Genomic DNA, 16,987 nt, shown 5'->3' with positions numbered 1-16,987 from the left:
AAGAAGTCTTCGCGTCTCCTGATCGTGCTCCCGGCAGGCGGAGCCGTCAAGAGGCGACGTCGCGAGCTGGGTGGGCGCGGTCGCGGGCGCGGGCGGCTCGCCCGGCTCGGCCGGGGCCGACGCTCAGGCGGCCACCTTGGGCGTACGTGCGGTGGTCACGACGACCGTGGCGTCCGCGGTGCGGGCGGTCACCCGCACCTTGAGCCGCTTGCCCACGAGGTCCTTGGTGACCTTCAGCCTGACACCCGTGGCGTGCTTGATCCGTCGTCCGTCGGCGAGCCACTGGTAGGTGAACGACACGCGGGTCGCGGCCACCCAGTCGCCGCGCGCCACGCGCAGACGCTTGCCCACGACCGCCTTGCCACTGATCGTCGGCTTCGTCTCGTTGGTCAGCGCGAGGGGCGGCGACGCAGGCGCGGCCGGTGCGACCACCGGGGTCTGGGCGGGCGGCGCGACCGGGGTCTGGGCAGGAGGCGCGACCGGAGCGACGGGGGTGAGGACGGCGTCGTGGCCCGGCGAGACGGTGTCCTCCTCGACGGCGATGTCGGACGCGAGCTCGACGGTGGCCGCGTCGTCCCAGAACTCGGGCACGAGCTGGGCCTTCTCCTCGGTGAAACCGATGCGGTAGGTGCCGGCCTTCAGGTTGAGCCGGTAGGTGCCGTCGAAGCTGGTCCAGATGAAGTCGCTGGGGGCCCACGCGCCGTCGGCGAGCTGGTAGGCGGTCACCTTGACCCGGTCGGTCGACCGGAGGCCGCCGACGCTGCCGGTGATGGCACCGCGGATGCCGATGGGCACGTAGGGCGGCGCCAGGACTGCGCTGACGTTCTCGACCGACTCCCCGGCCGACACCTCGAGGTCGTCAGATTCCTCGATCGTCCCCCAGTTGCTCCAGTACTCGTCCACGTACGTCCCCGTGAGGTCGTCGAAGCCGACGCGGTAGGTGCCGGGCTCGACGTCGGAGAGGACGTAGTCGCCGTCGACGTCGGTGGAGGTCGTCGCGACCGACACCCAGGTCGCGTCGGGACCGCTGCGCTCGTAGAGGTCGATCTTCACCCCGGCGAGCGGGGCGCCGCCCGTGGCCAGGACCGTGCCGCGGACGGTGGCGGTCCCGACGGCAGCGCCGGCGTACGACGCCGGGAGCAGCGCGCCGACGAGCGCGAGCAGGACGGTGGTCAGCAGGACTGACGCAGGACGTGACGAACCGAGCACGGGCGGCCTCTCTCGATGTCCTCCCCCTGAGGACGCCTGCCCGGAGGCTAGCCGATCAGGGGCGACGCCGCAGGCGAAGCCGCGACGCGTCGCCCCCGATCTCAGTCCAGGTAGTCGCGCAGCACCTGCGAGCGGCTCGGGTGGCGCAGCTTCGACATGGTCTTCGACTCGATCTGGCGGATCCGCTCGCGGGTCACGCCGTAGACCTTGCCGATCTCGTCGAGGGTCTTGGGCTGGCCGTCGGTGAGGCCGAAGCGCATCGAGACGACGCCCGCCTCGCGCTCGGAGAGAGTGTCGAGGACTGCGTGCAGCTGCTCCTGCAGGAGGGTGAACGACACCGCGTCGGCCGGGACGATGGCCTCGGAGTCCTCGATGAGGTCACCGAACTCGGAGTCGCCGTCCTCGCCGAGGGGCGTGTGCAGCGAGATGGGCTCGCGGCCGTACTTCTGGACCTCGATGACCTTCTCCGGGGTCATGTCGAGCTCCTTGGCCAGCTCCTCCGGCGTGGGCTCGCGGCCCAGGTCCTGGAGCATCTGGCGCTGGACGCGGGCGAGCTTGTTGATGACCTCGACCATGTGCACCGGGATGCGGATCGTGCGGGCCTGGTCGGCCATCGCGCGGGTGATCGCCTGACGGATCCACCACGTCGCGTAGGTCGAGAACTTGTAGCCCTTGGTGTAGTCGAACTTCTCGACCGCACGGATGAGGCCGAGGTTGCCCTCCTGGATCAGGTCGAGGAAGAGCATGCCGCGACCGGTGTAGCGCTTGGCCAGCGAGACGACGAGTCGCAGGTTGGCCTCGAGGAGGTGGTTCTTGGCGCGCCGACCGTCCTCGGCGATCCACTCGTACTCCTCGAGCATCTTCGGGCTGATCCGGCCGCCCTTCGCGAGCTTCTCCTCCGAGAACAGGCCGGCCTCGATCCGCTTGGCGAGCTCGACCTCCATCTCGGCGTTGAGCAGCGGGACCTTGCCGATCTGCTTGAGGTAGTCCTTGACCGGGTCGGCGGTCGCACCGGCGACCATGACCTGCTGCTCCGGCTCGTCGGTCTCGTCGGCCGCGGAGACGGTGAACGCCTGCTTCTCGTCCTCCTTGATGGAGGGGTCGGCGACGACGTCCTTCTCGAACTGGTCGTCGGGGATGTCGGGCAGGACCTTCTTGCCGTCCGGACCGACGGCGGGGGCCGCGACCTCGCCGAGGTCGACGGCGGGCTCGGCCGCCTTCTTCGCAGCGGACTTCTTGGCCGCGGTCTTCTTCGCCGGTGCCTCGGTCGGCGCCGCGGCGGTCTTCTTGGCCGCGGTCTTCTTGGCCGGCGCCTTCTTGGCGGCCGACGACGTGGCGGCCCGCTTGCTGGTCGAGGCAGCGACCGCACGCGCGCCCATGGCATCGATCTGGACCGAGATGCCGAGCCCGCTCAGGTGGACCAGGAGCGCCTTGAGGTGCCGAGGCTCGACACCGGCCTCGTCACTGGCGCGGCGCACGTCCTCGGGGGACACGGTGCCGGAGGGGGTGGCGCCGGCGACCAGGGCGGCGATGGCGGGGTGCGTCAGCACCTCCGCGGGGAGCAACTTGCGAGCGTGTGAGGACACGAACACCTCTCGTCGAACAGCTTTGGGGCGCGGCGATGCCCGGTGACGTCAAGAGCCGCGCCGTCATTCTGCCACGCCCCACCTGATGCGTCCGCACCCGCCCGCCCGGCCGCGCGTGTCGACCACTCAGCCAGCGGTCGGCGCGGTCCCCCCGTCGGCCCCGGGGGCATTGGTGGCCGTGGTGGTCGTGGCGGTCGTGGTCGCCTTCTTCGCCTTCGCGGCCTTCTTGAAGTCGCGCACCTTCTGCAGCGACTCCGCGTCGACCACGTCGGCGACCGAGCGGTGGCCCTCCAGCGCGTAGTCCCCCACGACCGCCTCCCAGCCCTCGGGGCGTACGCCCAGCTGCTTGGCCAGCAGGGCGACGAAGATCTGCGCCTTCTGCTTGCCGAAGCCCGGCAGGGCCATCACCCGCTTGAGGAGGTCCTTGCCGTCGGCGGCCTCGGTCCACAGCCGCGAGGCATCGCCGCCGTAGGTGTCCTCCACGATGCGGGCGAGCTCCTGCAGCCGCGCCGCCATCGAGCCCGGGAAGCGGTGGATCGCCGGCGGCGTCGAGGCCATCGCCGCGAACTCCTCCGGGTCGGCGGCCGCGATCGCCTCGGGCTCGACCGTCCCGAGCCGGTCCAGCACCTTCGCCGGGCCGCGGAAGGCGTGCTCCATCGGGTACTGCTGGTCGAGCATCATCCCGGCGAGCAGGGCGAAGGCGGAGTCGTCGAGAACCTTGTCGGCGGCGGGGTCGCCGGTGATCTGGAAGCCCATGCGCCGATTCTGCCCGATCTCCGGCGGGCCCGACCGGGTGGAGCCCGGCGGCCCCGGTCGGACCGGACTACTGCGCCTTGACGGCCAGGACGGGGCAGGGGGCGTCGAGGAGCACGCGCTGGGCGTTGCTGCCGAGGATGAGCTTGCCGACCGGCGAGCGGCGTCGCAGGCCGATGACGAGCAGCTCGGCGTTGTTGGCCTCGGCGATGCTGATGAGGTCCTCGGCCGGCTCGAAGCCGCGGACGAGCTGGCGGATGTCGTGCTCGACGCCGGCCTCCTGCAGGCGGGCCTGGATGCCGGCGAGGTCGTCCTCGGCGGCGCGGGCGGCGGGGCCGTCGAACTCCTGGCCACCACGGTGCGAGTTCACCACCACGAGCTTGCTGCCGCGCAGCTTCGCCTCGTTGATGCCGGCAGCGAGGGCGGCTTCGCCCTCCGGCTTGGGGACGTATCCGACGACGACGGTGCCCATGGTGTCTCCTCTCGCGGCCACGGGCGCTTCGCCGTGGACCTGTTGGCACCGTAACGGAAACCGACGTGCTTGGGCAGCCTGTGGAGACACGCATGGGACCTCCGGCGGTGCGGCACTCTGGACGGGTGCCTCCGCAGCCCCCTCCCCTGCCGGCGCTGCAGGCACCGGTCGACCGGCGCACCCACGTGCTGTTGCGCGCGGCGGTCGTCGACCTGGTCGAGCGCGAGCAGGCGCGTCGCTTCGCGCCGACGGTGCACGCGGGCGCGCCGGGCCGCTCGGTGCGTCACGTCGACGATCCGGCGCTGGGCGATGCGGGGGCGCGCGCCGACGTCGTGCTGGCGATGCTCCGCGCCGTCTCCGGCCGTACGCCCGACCCGCTCCTGTGGCTCACCCGGCCGGGCGAGCTGAGCCCGCACGACGTCGACCTGCGGTGGTTGGCGCCGGCCGCGTGGGCCAGCCGGGCGTACGGGCTCGACGTCGGACTGGTCGTCGTGACGCGGCTGGGATGGTTCGACCCGGTGAGCGGCGTGTGCCGGGAATGGCGTCGGCTCCGGCCCGGGCCACGCGCCCGGACGATGCCGGGGACGCCCGCCCCCCGGCCGTGACGCCGCCCGGCTCGCCGGGTCGGTCGCTGGGTGGCTCGCTGGGTGAGTCGGTGGGTGTCAGTCCCAGGTGTGCACGGGCTCGTTGCTGTGCATCCGCTCGCGGTAGTCGAGCAGGGTGGCGCGCAGCGCGTCGTAGCGGTCCTCGCCGCGGCGCTCGTGCACCCGGTCGACGAACCAGCCCGCACCGCTCGCCTCGGTCTGGCAGCGCTGCTCGATGATCCCGAGGTAGCGATCGCTCTCCTCGGCCGGCACGCCCCAGGCGTCCAGTCCTGCCTGCGCCATCGGCAGGAGCCGGCGCAGCACGAGCTCCGTCGCGCGGACCTGGCCGATGCCGGGCCAGTACACCTGGGCGTCGACGCCCATCTGGGCGGCGACGTGGAAGTTCTCCTCCGCGGCGGAGAAGGACATCTGGGACCACAGCGGGCGCTCGCTCTCGGCGAGGTAGCGGACCAGGCCGAACCAGAGCGCCGCGTTGGCGATGGTGTCCGCGACGGTCGGCCCGGCCGCGAGGAGGCGGTTCTCCACGCGCAGGTGGGGCCGGCCGTCGGCGATGTCGTAGACGGGGCGGTTCCAGCGGTAGATCGTGCCGTTGTGGAGCTTGAGCTCGTGGAGGGCCGGCGTGCGCCCGGACTCGAGCACCTCGAGCGGGTCCTCCTCGTCGGTGACCGGGAGCAGCGCGGGGAAGTAGCGGACGTTCTCCTCGAAGAGGTCGAACACCGAGGTGATCCACCGCTCGCCGAACCACACCCGCGGGCGGACTCCCTGCGCCTTGAGCTCCTCGCTGCGGGTGTCGGTGGCCTGCTCGAACAGCGGGATCCGGGTCTCGCGCCACAGCTCCTTACCGAGGAGGTAGGGCGAGTTGGAGCCCACGGCGAGCTGCACACCGGCGACCGCCTGGGCGGCGTTCCAGTAGGCGGCGAACTGGTCGGGCGAGGTCTGCACGTGGAACTGGGTGCTGGTGCAGGCCGCCTCCGGGACGATCGAGTCGGCGCTCGTGGTGAGCCGCTCGCGTCCGGAGATGCTGATCGTGATGTCCTCGCCGCGGGCCGCGAGGATCTGCTCGGAGAGCAGCTTGTAGCGCGGGTTGGAGCTCAGCGAGGACAGGTTCATGTGCCCGTCGGCGAGCGTCGGGAGGATGCCGATCATCACCTGGTGGGCGCCGACCTTGGCGGCCTTCTCCTCGGCGTCGTTGAGCGAGCGCCGCAGGCTCGCCTCGAACGTCGACAGCCCGCCCTCGCGCAGCTTGGCCGGCGCGAGGTTGATCTCGATGTTGAACTGCCCGAGCTCGGTCTGGAAGTCGGGGTCGGCGATCGCCTCGAGGACCTCGGCGTTCTTGAGCGCGGGGTCGCCGGCGTCGTCGATGAGGTTGAGCTCCATCTCGAGGCCGGTCATCGGGTCGTCGGTGTCGAACGCCGCCTCGCGGAGCATCCGCGCGAACACGTCGAGGTTGCGGCGCACCTTCTCGCGGTGCCGCGTCCGGTCGGCCCGGCTGAACTCCTGCTGCGCGACCTCTTCTCCCATGACGGCACACTAGCCACGCCCGGCCAAGGCGGGAACCGTCCCGGGGGGGGCTGGTCGGCGCACCTCAGGCCGCCGGGTCACCGCTGGAGGTGAGGGCGGGCCGCAGCTCGGCCCAGCGGTCCGGTGACGTCGCGCTCTCCAGCAGCTGGGCGACGAGGTCGGCCAGCGAGTGCGACGCCTGGGCCTCGCGACAGCGGTCGACGGCGCACCACGCGAGCGCGCCGTCGCCCACCAGCCACGCACAGAACGCCAGCACCGCGGCCGGGCCGGCCACGTGCGAGGTGGGGAGCCGGCGTACGGCGTCGGACCACAGGTCGGCCGCCCTGCGCGCCTGCGCCCGGTCGAGCCACACCCACGCCTCGTCGCGACGCTCGCCGATCGGGACGCTCACCGCGACCGAGGCGAGCTCGGCCCGGGAGAAGGTGGTGGCGAGGTCGACGTGCCGACGGACCAGCGCACCGAGTGCGCCGGGCGCCAGCACCTCGGCGTCGGCGAGGTCGGGCAGGGTGCGCCGCACCGCGTCGGCGTCCGCGGCGATCGTGCCGCGCAGCGCGTCCCGGCTGGCGTGGGTGACCCGCCCCTCGAACACACCGCGCGCCGTGAACGGGTGCTCGGCCAGGGTGAACGGCACCCCGCGGTAGGCGGCGAGCGGCGCGCCCGGCAGGACGGCGTACCAGTGGTCGTCGTGGACGCGCAGCACCTCACGGACGTGGATGCCCGCGGCGGTGAACTCCTCGTGGACGGCCCACGCGGCCTCGTCGGCGACCGTCGTGTCGTCGTCGTAGACCACCACGACGACGGCGCGCACGCCGTTGCTCCGGCACGGACGGAGCAGCGCCTCCACGACGTCGTCGACGTCGTCGGGGTCGTGCGGCAGGTCCACCCGGGCGTGCATCGAGCCGGGGCCACCGATGCCGACGGTCACCACGGACCGGGATGGGACGAAGCCGAGCGCGAGGGGCACGAAGGCCGCGATGTCGGCCGGCGTGCGGGCGCGCAGCGGCACGGAGCCGGGAGCCCGGTCCGCAGGATCGGCGGGGTGGCCGGCTCGGTGGCCGGTGGCGGGAGCGGTGTCGTCTGGTTCCATGCCGACGACGCTTCCCGCGGCCACCGACGCCCCATGCCGACCCGCGCCCGAGCCTGTGGAGATCGCCCTCCGGGACCGGCCTGTGGACGTCTGCTGGCCCGTCGCGGGGGGCTCGGGCGGGGCTCAGGCGGGTGGGTGAGAATGAGGACGTGACGCACGCAGCCGCCGACGCCCCGTTCCCGGGCTGATGCGCAGCACCGCGTCGATCCTCCACCTCGACCTGGACGCCTTCTTCGCCGCCGTCGAGCAGCGCGACAAGCCGTCCCTGCGGGGCAAGCCGGTCATCGTCGGCGGCACGGGTGGGCGCGGCGTGGTGTCGACGGCGTCGTACGAGGCCCGCAGGTACGGCGTGGGCTCGGCGATGTCCGGGCGCGAGGCGCGAGCCCGGTGCCCGCACGCGGCCTTCCTGAGCGGGCGCTTCCACGCCTACCGCGCGACGAGCAAGGAGGTCATGCGGGTGCTGCGCGACCTCTCCCCGCTGGTCGAGCCGCTGTCGCTCGACGAGGCCTTCGTCGACCTCGCCGCGGCCGACCTCCCCGATCTCGAGGTGGCGACCGTGACCGAGGTGGGCGAGCAGCTCCGGGCCCGCGTGCGCGAGGTGACCGGAGGGATCACTGCGACGGTGGGGATCGCCTCGTCGAAGTTCCTGGCGAAGGTCGCGAGCGAGCTGGACAAGCCCGACGGGATGACGGTCGTGCCGCCGGGCACCGAGCTGGACCTGCTGCGACCGATGCGCGTCAACGTCATCCCCGGCGTGGGTCCGGCGACGTCGGAGCGGTTGCGGCGCGCGGGCATCCACACCATCGCCGAGCTCGAGGCGGTGAGCGAGGACGAGCTCGTCCGGCTGCTCGGTCAGGCGCACGGCCACGGTCTCTGGCAGCTCGCCCGCGCCCAGGACCACCGCCCGGTGGTCGCCGAGCGCGAGGCCAAGTCCATCAGCGTGGAGGGCACCTACGACACGGACCTCACCGACCGCCGGCTGATGGAGGGCCTGCTGACCCGGCAGGCCAGGGAGGTCGGCGCCCGGATGCGGAAGAACGGCACCTCGGGCCGGACCGTGACCATCAAGGTGCGCCTCTACGACTTCACCACGCTCAGCAGGTCGAGCACCCTGCCGAGCCCCACCGACGACGGGGCCACGATCGCCCGGGTCGCCCGCACGCTGCTCGGCGACCTCGACACCACCGGTGGCGTACGCCTGCTCGGCGTGGGCGTGTCCGGCCTGGCCGACTGGGTGCAGGAGGACCTCTTCGGGGACACCGGAGAGGACGAGGACGACGAGGTCGTCGTCCCCGAGCCCCCGCGCCGCGCCTGGCCGCCCGGCGCCGACGTCGAGCACGACGAGATGGGGCGCGGCTGGGTGTGGGGGTCCGGGTCCGGCGTCGTCACCGTGCGCTTCGAGACCGCGGACACGCCGCCGGGGCCGGTGCGCAGCTTCCGCGCCGACGACCCCGCGCTGCACCGGTGGGAGCCGCCCGCCGAGGAATGACGCCCCTCACAGCACCCGCAGGGCCACCCGCTCCCCCGGCCGCAGCTGGGCGCAGAGGTCCAGGTCGTCGTCCTCGACGACGGCGACCACGGGGTAGCCACCGGTGGTCGGGTGATCGGCGAGGAAGACGACCGGCTGGCCCGACGGCGGCAGCTGGACGGCGCCGAGCACGATCCCCTCGCTGGGCAGCTCGCCGGGGCGGCGGCGCAGACGGGGACCGTCGAGCCGGAGCCCGACGCGGTCGCTGTCGGGGGCGACGGCGTACTCCGCGCCGTCGAGCGCGTCCCACGACGACGGCTCGACCCAGTCCCCGCGCGGGCCCCGGCGCAGCCGCAGCACGGACGGACGCGGGCGTACGACCGCGGCGGCGGGCGGCTCGGGAAGGTCTCCCGGCCGGCCGAGCGGGAGGACGTCGCCCGCTGCCAGTCGGGGCGGCCCCACCCACGCCAGCGTGTCCGTGGAGCGGGAGCCGAGCACCTCGGGCACCGCCACTCCCCCGGCGAACGCGACGTAGGACCGTACGCCCGACGTGGCGGCCCCCACCCGGACCACCGCGTCCGCGGGCACCGTGACAGGCGCGGAGTGCGCGACGCCGCGCCGGTCCACCGTGACCTCGCAGGGGGCACCGGTGACGGCGAGCGTGAGCGCCCGACGGGTCCTGAGGACGAGCCCGCCCACCGTCGTCTCGACCACCGCGTCGTCCGGCGTCCCGCCGACGAGGCGGCGGGCCAGCGCGGCCGCACCACGGTCGAGCGCCCCGGCCCGCGGGACGCCGAGGTGCGCCCATCCCCGGCGGCCCCTGTCCTGCAGCGTCGACAGCGGGCCGGGGTCCACGACCAGGACGCCGTCGCGCGTCATCCGCGCACCTCGAAGCGGACGCGGGTGCCGGGTGCTAGCAGCGCAGGCTGCTCGCGGGCGACGTCCCACAGCGGCACGTCCGTCGTGCCGAGCAGGAGCCAGCCGCCGGGGGACGCCGTCGGGTAGATGCCGCACCAGGTGTCGGCGAGGCCGACCGACCCGGCGGGGACCCGTGCGCGGGGCGACGACCGGCGCGGGACGGCCCGCTCGGCGGGCAGCCCGGCGAGGTAGGAGAAGCCGGGAGCGAAGCCGCTGAACAGCGCCACGAGCTCCACGGAGGTGTGGATCCGCACGACCTCGTCGACGGAGCAACCCCAGTGCCCGGCAACGTCCTCGAGGTCGGGACCGGAGTAGTCGACGGGCACCCGCACGAGGGGGCCGTCGAGGTCGGCCGCGTCGGGCGACCAATGCCGCAGCAGGGCCGAGACCTCGTCCGGGTCGGTCCCGTCGAAGAGGACCGTCGCGGCGGCGGGCACGACCTCCTCGGACCGCAGCCCGCGTGCGCGGGACCAGGCAGCGAGCGAGGCGGCGGCCACCGCGTCCTCGACCTCGACGAGGCAGGCGCGCGCACCGACCCAGACGACCCTCACGGCGCTCATTGTCCATCGGCTCGTCCGGCGGCGTCGTGCCCGCACCCGGGACATGGGTGAGGGGCTCCCGACGGTATGAGCGTCAGGAGCCCCTCGGTGCGGCCGGGGTGGTGACGTCCGGCCCATCGCACCGGCGTCCCAGTCCCCGCCGACCCCGTCACCGGGCCTGCGCGGCGAGCACGCTCGCCGGGTGGGGCTGTTCGTCCGATCCGATCCCCGACCCCGCCGGAGCGGCGTCGGTAGGGAGAGTTCTATGCCTGTCCCGCGGGCCGCCGCAAGGGGTTGGCACGACGGACTTCGTCGCTCACAGGGTTCCCCACAGAAGTCGTCGCACGCTCCACAGGATCGAGCGGCGCGTCCACAGGAAGGACGTCATCCTGTGGATGGCCGGGCGGACCGCCACGGGCTCTGCACCGCCAGCCCGGCCGCCTCCAGTGCACGGCGTACGGCCCGCGCGGTCTCGACGGCGCCCGGGGAGTCGCCGTGGACGCACACCGAGTCCACGGTCGCCGCGAGCACCACGGCCCGCCCGGCGACCTCGTGGGGATCGGTGACCAGTGCGCCGGGACGGTCGCGCGGCAGCAACCCGCCGTCGTCGTCGTACCCGCGGTCGGGGAAGCCCTCGAGCCGTACGCCCCGACCGCGCGCCGCGGCCAGGGCCAGCAGCCGCGCGCCGGGCATCCCCAGCACGGGGAGGTCGGCGGACCCGTCGAGCACCGCCGCGGCCTGCATCTCGTCGACGGCCACTCGGTGGTAGAGCGCGCCGTGCGGCTTCACGTAGGCGACGCTCGCGCCCTCGGCCACTGCGACGGCCGACAAGAGGCCCACCTGCTCGGCGACCTGGTCGCGCAGCACGTCGGCCGGGACGTCGCGCGCCACCCGCCCGAAGTTCTCGCGGTCGTCGTACGACACCTGCGCACCCACCGCCACCCCACGTCGTACGGCCCCCGCGCAGACCGCCTGCATCGTGGCGCGGGTGCCGGCGTGGAAGCCGCACGCGACGTTGGCGCTGGTGACGACGTCGAGCAGCCCTTCGTCGTCGGTGACCTCCTCGCCGAGGTCGGCATTGAGGTCGACGGTCCCGGTCGGTGCGCGGCGCATGGATCCAGTGTCCCCGGGGCACCCCTGAGAAGTCCCTGAGAGTTCGACGATCGTGCAACTCACGGGGTCGCTGGCTCGTCAAGGCAGGTGAAGGCACCACAACTCGACCGGGAACACCGGGTCGGCAATCGGTGTTGGACCAGGTGTGCGACACGGGGTGGTCGCACGAGAAGCAGGAGGACGAAGATGAGCACTGCACAGGCCAAGCGCACGACCACCACTCGCGAGATCGAGGGCCGCGACAGCGTCGGTCTCTACCTCGACGAGATCGCTCGCACCCCGCTCCTCGACGCCGAGACCGAGGTCGAGCTCTCCAAGACCATCGAGGCCGGGCTGCTCGCGCAGCACCTCCTCGACACCGGCCGCACCGGCCGCAAGAAGGGCGGCGCCCCGATGAGCGCCAGCGAGGCCGAGCTCGAGTGGCTCGCCGAGCAGGGCCGGATGGCGGTGGACCGCTTCATCGAGGCCAACCTGCGCCTCGTGGTCTCGATCGCCCGCAAGTACGGCCGCTCCCAGATGCCGATGCTCGACCTGATCCAGGAGGGCAACACCGGCCTGATCCGCGCGGTCGAGAAGTTCGACTACACCAAGGGCTACAAGTTCTCCACCTACGCCACGTGGTGGGTCCGCCAGGCCATCACCCGCGGCATCGCGCAGCAGGCCCGCGTCGTGCGCCTGCCCGTGCACGTCGTCGAGGAGCTCAACCAGGTCGGTAGCGCCCGGCGTACGCTCGAGCGCCAGCTCGGCCGCGAGCCCGAGCCGCAGGAGATCGCCACCGAGCTCGGCATGGACCTCGACCGCGTGCTGGACCTGATGAGCTGGGGCCGCGACCACGTCTCCCTCGACACTCCGGTGGACGAGGACGGCGACACCTCGCTCGGCGACCTGATGGCCCAGGAGACCGCTCCCGGACCGGACCTCAACGTCCTCGACGCCGAGGCCCGCCAGCGCCTCGACGACCTCGTCGGGATCCTGGACGACCGGTCGGCCGACATCGTCCGGGCCCGCTACGGCCTGGCCGACGGGCGCCAGCACAAGCTCGCCGACATCGGCGCACGCCACGGCATCTCCGCCGAGCGTGTCCGCCAGCTCGAGCGGGAGGCGCTGCAGAAGCTCCGCCGTGCCGGCGACCCGGACCTCGCGGCCTGATCGCCGCGCCCCGGTGAGGCCTGCTGGGCACCCGAGTTCCGGGGTTCGGTGCCGAGATCTCCACCTCGAAGCAGGGCGGTCACCGGACATCCGGTGACTCCAGAGCAGCCAGGTCGGCCGTCGGCCCAGACCTGACACACCCTCAGTACGCCGCGGACTCCAGGTCGGCGCTCGCGGCCCGTGCCTTCTCGACCACGTCGGGGGGCACGGGCCGTTCTGCTGCCACCCGCGCCTGCCACGCCTGGACCGCCACGACGCGCGCGGCGGCCTCCTCGACCCGGTCGCGGGAGATCTCGCCGGACTCGATGGCGTCGACGACGATCTGGTGGGTGACGGCCGTGTCGACCGGCATCAGCAGCAGGTCGGCGCCTGCCGCCAGGGCCTGCAGGGCGGGCTTGGGGCGCCCGCCGACGGCGCCCATGCCGAGCGAGTCTGTGATGGTGACGCCCTCGAAGCCGAGGTCGTCGCGCAGCAGGTCGTAGACCTCGGGCGCCATGCTGGCCGGGACCCCGGGGGCGATGGACGTCAGGTCGAGGTGGCTGAGCATGACCGCCGGAGCCGCGTGGCGGATGGCGGAGTCGAACGGCGGCAGGTCGTGGGCCTCGATCTCCGCGAGGGTCGAGTCGACGAGCGGCAGCGTGTCGTGGCTGTCGGCGGTCGCGGTGCCGTGACCCGGGAAGTGCTTGACGGTGGACACGATGCCGGCGTCGTCGTAGCCCTTGACGGCCGCGCCGACGGCCTGCGACGCGACCTTCGGGTCCATGGACGGCGAGCGGGCGCCGATCGTCGGGTCGGCCGCGCCGACGGTCACGTCCGCGACGGGGGCGAAGACCCACGTGAAGCCGAGGTCGCGGAGCTCCAGTCCGGTCGTCAGGGCCGCGGCCCGCGTCACGCGGCGGCCGAGGCGCGCGTCGGACTGGATCGCCAGCCCGGCGGACTGGAAGTGGGGGAAGTCGGTCGCGACCCCGCGCAGGTGCGACACGTAGCCGCCCTCCTGGTCCACCCCGATGACGGGCGGGACGTCCCGGCCGTCGGCGGCCGCGGCGTCGGCGATGGCCGTGGTCATGGCCACCACCTGGTCGTGGTCCGCGACGTTGTCGCCGGTGACCGAGACCCCCGCGAGGTGCATCTCGCGCACCATCCGCGCGGGCTCGGCGGGGTCGGTGCCGTGGAAGCGCCCGACGATGACGCCGCCGGCGAGCTGGGCCGGTGTCCACCCGCTCACGAGCGCGCGGGCGTCCTCGAGCTCGCCGAACGTCGGTCCCCACGTGGTGGGGGCGTCGCGGTCGACCTCGGGCGTCGGCTTCGTGGTGGGAGAGCTGGACGGGGACGTCGACGACGGCTCCGAGCCCTGCGGGGCCGGTGTCGGCGACCGGTCGTCGGAGGTCGTGCCGAGGCCGGCGCAGCCGCTCACGAGCAGGACTCCGGTGGCCACCACAGCCAGTCGGGGTCGGATCGGGCGCACGGCCCGGAGGCTACCCGCCGGACCCTGCGGGACCCGAAACGCTGGGCGCCTCACGCGCGCGCGGCGAGCTCGGCGTGGACCTCCTCCACGCGCCGCCGCAGGTCCTCCATCGACCCCGAGTTGTCGACGACGTGCGTGGCGACGGCGAGGCGCTGCTCCCGCGTGGCCTGGGCGGCGATGCGGGACTCGGCCTCCTCGCGGGACCACCCGCGGTCGCGCACCATGCGCTCCACCTGGACCTCGGTCGGCACGTCGACGACGACGACCGCGTCGAACTGGCCGGCCCGCCCGACCTCGGCGAGCAGGGGGATGTCGTGGACGACCAGCGCTCCGGGCGCCGCCGCCTCCTCGACCTCGGCGCTGCGGCGGTGGACGAGCGGGTGCACGATCGCCTCGAGGCGCTTGCGTGCGTCCGGGTCGCCGAACACCAGCGCCCCCATCGCGGGCCGGTCGAGGTCTCCCTCGGGCGTCAACAGGCCGGACCCGAACTCCTCCACCACGGCCGCGAGCCCCGGCGTCCCGCGCGCCACGACCTCGCGGGCGATCAGGTCCGCGTCGACGACGACCGCGCCGAGCTCGGCGAGGATCGCGGACACGGTGCTCTTGCCCGAGGCGATGCCCCCGGTCAGTCCGACCCGGACGGTCACTGGTCCTCCCCCACGACGACGGTCAGGATGTCGTGGAGCGTACGGCGTTGGGCCGGGGACAGCACGGCGAGGGCCCGCTGCGAGGCCTCCCGTCGGGCGACGTCCACCCGGGCGACGAGCCCGCGTCCCTCGTCGGTGAGGGTCAGCAGCGTCGCGCGACGGTCGGCGGGGTCCGGTGACCGGCGTACCCAGCCCCGGTCCTCCAGCGCGTCGACCACCTCGGTCGCCGAGCGGGGCGCGATGCGCAGCACCTCGGCGAGCGTCGACGGACGCATGCCGTCCCCGCCTGCGGCGACCACGCGCAGCGCGCGCGACTGCGACGGGGTCACGTCCCACTCGGCGAGGGCGTCGAGCGTGGCGCGCCGCACGCGTCGCGCGAGGGCCATCACCAGGTCGCCCGTGTCGGGAGAACGGTCCACGGGAATACCTCCGTCACGCACGTCGTTGTCACCTCATAGTGAGGCTACCTCACCTTTGTCCCTGAACCACGAGAGGAGCTGGTCGCATGACAGACCGCCCTGACTCCCCGCACTCCGCAAGCACTCGCGGAGCCCGCGGCTCCCGCGCGGGCCGACCCGACCCCGCCGACCTCCGCCAGCTGGCGGACTCCCCCGTCTCGCTGCGCCGCATCGCGCGCCTGTTCGCACCGCACCGGGCGACGCTGGGCGTCGTCGTGGCGCTGATCGTGCTGAGCTCCGCGGTCGGGCTCGCGCAGCCCTTCCTCGTGCGCCACGTCATCGACGACGCCCTGCCGCGCCAGGACGTACGCCTCCTGCTCCTGCTCGTCGCCGCGATGATCGGCGTCGCCGTCGCGACCGCGGTCATCGGCGTCGTGCAGACCTGGCTGTCCACCGCGGTCGGCCAGCGCGTCATGCACCGCCTGCGCAGCGACCTGTTCGCCCACCTGCAGCAGCAGTCCCTGGGCTTCTTCACCCGCACCCGTGGCGGCGAGGTGCAGTCCCGGCTGGTCAACGACATCGGCAGCATGCAGGGCGTCGTCACCCAGACCGCGACGTCCATCGCCGCCAACCTGACCGTCGTGGTCGGCACGGCCGTCGCGATGGTCGCCCTCAGCTGGCGCCTCGCGCTGCTCTCGCTGGTGGTGCTGCCACCCGCCGTGCTGCTGACCCGCCAGGTCGCGCGGATGCGCCACGCGGTCACCGGCGAGCGCCAGCGCCGCCTCGCCGACCTGCACGTGCAGATCGAGGAGGGCCTGTCCGTCAGCGGCGTGCTGCTCACCAAGACGCTCGGCGCCTCCCCCCGCCTGACCACCCGGTTCGAGGAGACCTCCGCCGACCTCGTCGGCCTCGAGATCCGCTCGCGCCTGGCGGGCCGGTGGCGGATGGCCACGATGAACATCGTCTTCGCAGCCGTCCCCGCCGCGATCTACCTCGCGGCCGGCTTCCCGGCCACCTCGGGCGGGATGACCATCGGCACGCTGGTCGCCTTCGTCGCGCTGCAGGGCAACCTGTTCCGCCCCCTGATGGGCCTGCTCAACGTCGGCGTCGACATCACCGCCTCGCTCGCGCTCTTCAGCCGGATCTTCGAGTACGCCGACCTGCCGGTCGAGATCGCCGAGTCCCCGGACCCCGTCCGGCTGCCCCGTCGTGCCGCCGCGGGCGAGGTCCGGTTCGAGGGGGTCGGGTTCGCGTACGACGCCGACCGGCCCGTGCTCGACGGCATCGACCTGCACGTCCCCGCAGGCTCCACGCTGGCGCTGGTGGGCGAGACCGGCAGCGGCAAGTCGACGCTCGCCTCCCTGGTCCCCCGACTCCACGACGCGACGTCCGGCCGGGTCACCATCGACGGTGTCGACGTGCGCGACCTGGCCGGCACCGACCTCGCCGACCTCGTCGGGGTGGTCACCCAGGACACCTACCTCCTGCACGCCAGCGTGCGCGACAACCTGCGCCACGCCCGTCCCGGGTCCACGGACGCGGAGATCGAGCAGGCCTGCCGCGACGCGCGCATCCACGACCTCGTGTCCTCGCTCCCGGACGGCTACGACACCGTCGTCGGCTCCCGCGGACACCGCTTCTCGGGCGGCGAGCAGCAGCGCCTCGCGATCGCGCGCACGCTCCTGCGCGACCCTGCCGTCCTGATCCTCGACGAGGCGACCAGCGCCCTGGACAACGCCACCGAGCGCTCGATCCTCGCGACCCTCGACGAGGTGACCCGCAGCCGCACCACGATCATCATCGCGCACCGGCTCTCCACGGTGCGTGACGCCGACCAGATCGCCGTGCTGCACCGCGGCCGGGTCGTCGAGCTCGGGACGCACGAGGAGCTGCTCCTGCGCGGCGGGAGGTACGCCGACCTCGTCCGCGGCGGTCTCGGCAGCGAGCCGGCAGCCGCCTAGCTGTAGTTCCCCGTGACGTTGTGAATGCGGTCTGCGGGGACGAGGCCCTCGATGCCGGTGTGGGGTCGGTGGTGATTGTAGAAGTGGAGCCAGTCG

Annotated in this window: 16 protein-coding genes; 4 read left to right on the top strand and 12 right to left on the bottom strand. The window is 73.5% G+C overall.

What is annotated here, in order from left to right:
* Window positions 1-123: 123 nt before the first annotated feature.
* The 4 genes from F4692_RS15060 to F4692_RS15045 all read right to left on the bottom strand — a co-directional run bounded on the left by F4692_RS15060 (window position 124) and on the right by F4692_RS15045 (window position 4,020).
* Window positions 124-1,209, bottom strand: coding sequence for a carboxypeptidase regulatory-like domain-containing protein (locus tag F4692_RS15060; RefSeq protein WP_179620545.1), 1,086 nt, complete (start codon window positions 1,207-1,209; stop codon window positions 124-126).
* A 101-nt stretch (window positions 1,210-1,310) separates the two neighbouring features.
* Window positions 1,311-2,588: an RNA polymerase sigma factor gene (locus F4692_RS15055; RefSeq protein WP_257029965.1), complete on the bottom strand. Its 1,278-nt coding sequence runs from the start codon at window positions 2,586-2,588 to the stop codon at window positions 1,311-1,313.
* Between the two features lie 333 nt (window positions 2,589-2,921).
* A complete protein-coding gene (locus F4692_RS15050) occupies window positions 2,922-3,551 on the bottom strand; it encodes an HhH-GPD-type base excision DNA repair protein (RefSeq protein WP_179620543.1) in 630 nt (209 codons plus the stop codon).
* 67 nt (window positions 3,552-3,618) lie between these two features.
* A complete protein-coding gene (locus F4692_RS15045; RefSeq protein WP_179620542.1) occupies window positions 3,619-4,020 on the bottom strand; it encodes a universal stress protein in 402 nt (133 codons plus the stop codon).
* 125 nt (window positions 4,021-4,145) lie between these two features.
* Here F4692_RS15045 and F4692_RS15040 point away from each other — a divergent pair, with 125 nt between their 5' ends.
* Window positions 4,146-4,625: a hypothetical protein gene (locus F4692_RS15040; RefSeq protein WP_308645326.1), complete on the top strand. Its 480-nt coding sequence runs from the start codon at window positions 4,146-4,148 to the stop codon at window positions 4,623-4,625.
* A 57-nt stretch (window positions 4,626-4,682) separates the two neighbouring features.
* Here F4692_RS15040 and F4692_RS15035 read toward each other — a convergent pair whose 3' ends face one another.
* Both F4692_RS15035 and F4692_RS15030 read right to left on the bottom strand, forming a co-directional pair.
* Window positions 4,683-6,146, bottom strand: coding sequence for a glutamate-cysteine ligase family protein (locus tag F4692_RS15035; protein WP_179620541.1), 1,464 nt, complete (start codon window positions 6,144-6,146; stop codon window positions 4,683-4,685).
* A 64-nt stretch (window positions 6,147-6,210) separates the two neighbouring features.
* Window positions 6,211-7,233 (bottom strand): DUF4192 domain-containing protein, encoded by a 1,023-nt coding sequence (locus F4692_RS15030; protein ID WP_179620540.1) that lies wholly within the window; start codon window positions 7,231-7,233, stop codon window positions 6,211-6,213.
* Window positions 7,234-7,420: 187 nt separating this feature from the next.
* On the opposite strand from F4692_RS15030, the gene F4692_RS15025 reads away from it, so the two are divergent.
* A complete protein-coding gene (locus F4692_RS15025) occupies window positions 7,421-8,722 on the top strand; it encodes a DNA polymerase IV (protein ID WP_179620539.1) in 1,302 nt (433 codons plus the stop codon).
* A gap of 6 nt (window positions 8,723-8,728) precedes the next feature.
* Here the strand turns inward: F4692_RS15025 and F4692_RS15020 are convergent, their stop codons facing one another.
* The 3 genes from F4692_RS15020 to F4692_RS15010 form a co-directional block, all read right to left on the bottom strand.
* Window positions 8,729-9,580, bottom strand: coding sequence for a 5-oxoprolinase subunit C family protein (locus F4692_RS15020; RefSeq protein ID WP_179620538.1), 852 nt, complete (start codon window positions 9,578-9,580; stop codon window positions 8,729-8,731).
* On the bottom strand, window positions 9,577-10,170 hold the full coding sequence (locus F4692_RS15015; protein ID WP_308645325.1) for a 5-oxoprolinase subunit B family protein: 594 nt from the start codon (window positions 10,168-10,170) through the stop codon (window positions 9,577-9,579). The genes F4692_RS15020 and F4692_RS15015 overlap by 4 nt, the downstream gene beginning before the upstream one ends.
* A 372-nt stretch (window positions 10,171-10,542) precedes the next feature.
* Entirely contained in the window at window positions 10,543-11,271 is a 729-nt protein-coding gene (locus F4692_RS15010; protein ID WP_179620536.1) for a 5-oxoprolinase subunit PxpA, read from the bottom strand.
* A 186-nt stretch (window positions 11,272-11,457) separates the two neighbouring features.
* Here F4692_RS15010 and F4692_RS15005 point away from each other — a divergent pair, with 186 nt between their 5' ends.
* Window positions 11,458-12,420 carry a sigma-70 family RNA polymerase sigma factor gene (locus tag F4692_RS15005; protein WP_179620535.1) on the top strand — a complete coding sequence of 321 codons (963 nt, stop codon included), beginning with the start codon at window positions 11,458-11,460 and terminating at the stop codon, window positions 12,418-12,420.
* 142 nt (window positions 12,421-12,562) lie between these two features.
* Here the strand turns inward: F4692_RS15005 and F4692_RS15000 are convergent, their stop codons facing one another.
* From F4692_RS15000 to F4692_RS14990, 3 genes are read right to left on the bottom strand one after another with little or no spacing between them, the layout of a single operon-like run.
* Window positions 12,563-13,885, bottom strand: coding sequence for a glycoside hydrolase family 3 N-terminal domain-containing protein (locus F4692_RS15000; RefSeq protein WP_179620534.1), 1,323 nt, complete (start codon window positions 13,883-13,885; stop codon window positions 12,563-12,565).
* Between the two features lie 50 nt (window positions 13,886-13,935).
* Window positions 13,936-14,532: a dephospho-CoA kinase gene (gene coaE, locus F4692_RS14995; protein ID WP_179620533.1), complete on the bottom strand. Its 597-nt coding sequence runs from the start codon at window positions 14,530-14,532 to the stop codon at window positions 13,936-13,938.
* Window positions 14,529-14,951, bottom strand: a complete 423-nt coding sequence (locus F4692_RS14990; RefSeq protein WP_308645324.1) for a MarR family winged helix-turn-helix transcriptional regulator — start codon at window positions 14,949-14,951, stop codon at window positions 14,529-14,531. The genes coaE and F4692_RS14990 overlap by 4 nt, the downstream gene beginning before the upstream one ends.
* A gap of 86 nt (window positions 14,952-15,037) precedes the next feature.
* Here F4692_RS14990 and F4692_RS14985 point away from each other — a divergent pair, with 86 nt between their 5' ends.
* Window positions 15,038-16,891, top strand: a complete 1,854-nt coding sequence (locus tag F4692_RS14985; protein WP_179620532.1) for an ABC transporter ATP-binding protein — start codon at window positions 15,038-15,040, stop codon at window positions 16,889-16,891.
* The last annotated feature ends 96 nt before the right edge of the window (window positions 16,892-16,987 follow it).

Origin of the sequence: Nocardioides cavernae (genome assembly GCF_013410035.1) — a bacterium.
Taxonomy (GTDB): domain Bacteria; phylum Actinomycetota; class Actinomycetes; order Propionibacteriales; family Nocardioidaceae; genus Nocardioides; species Nocardioides cavernae_A.
Note: the sequence above shows the minus strand (reverse complement) of the source record. Positions and strands in the feature narration are given on the sequence as shown.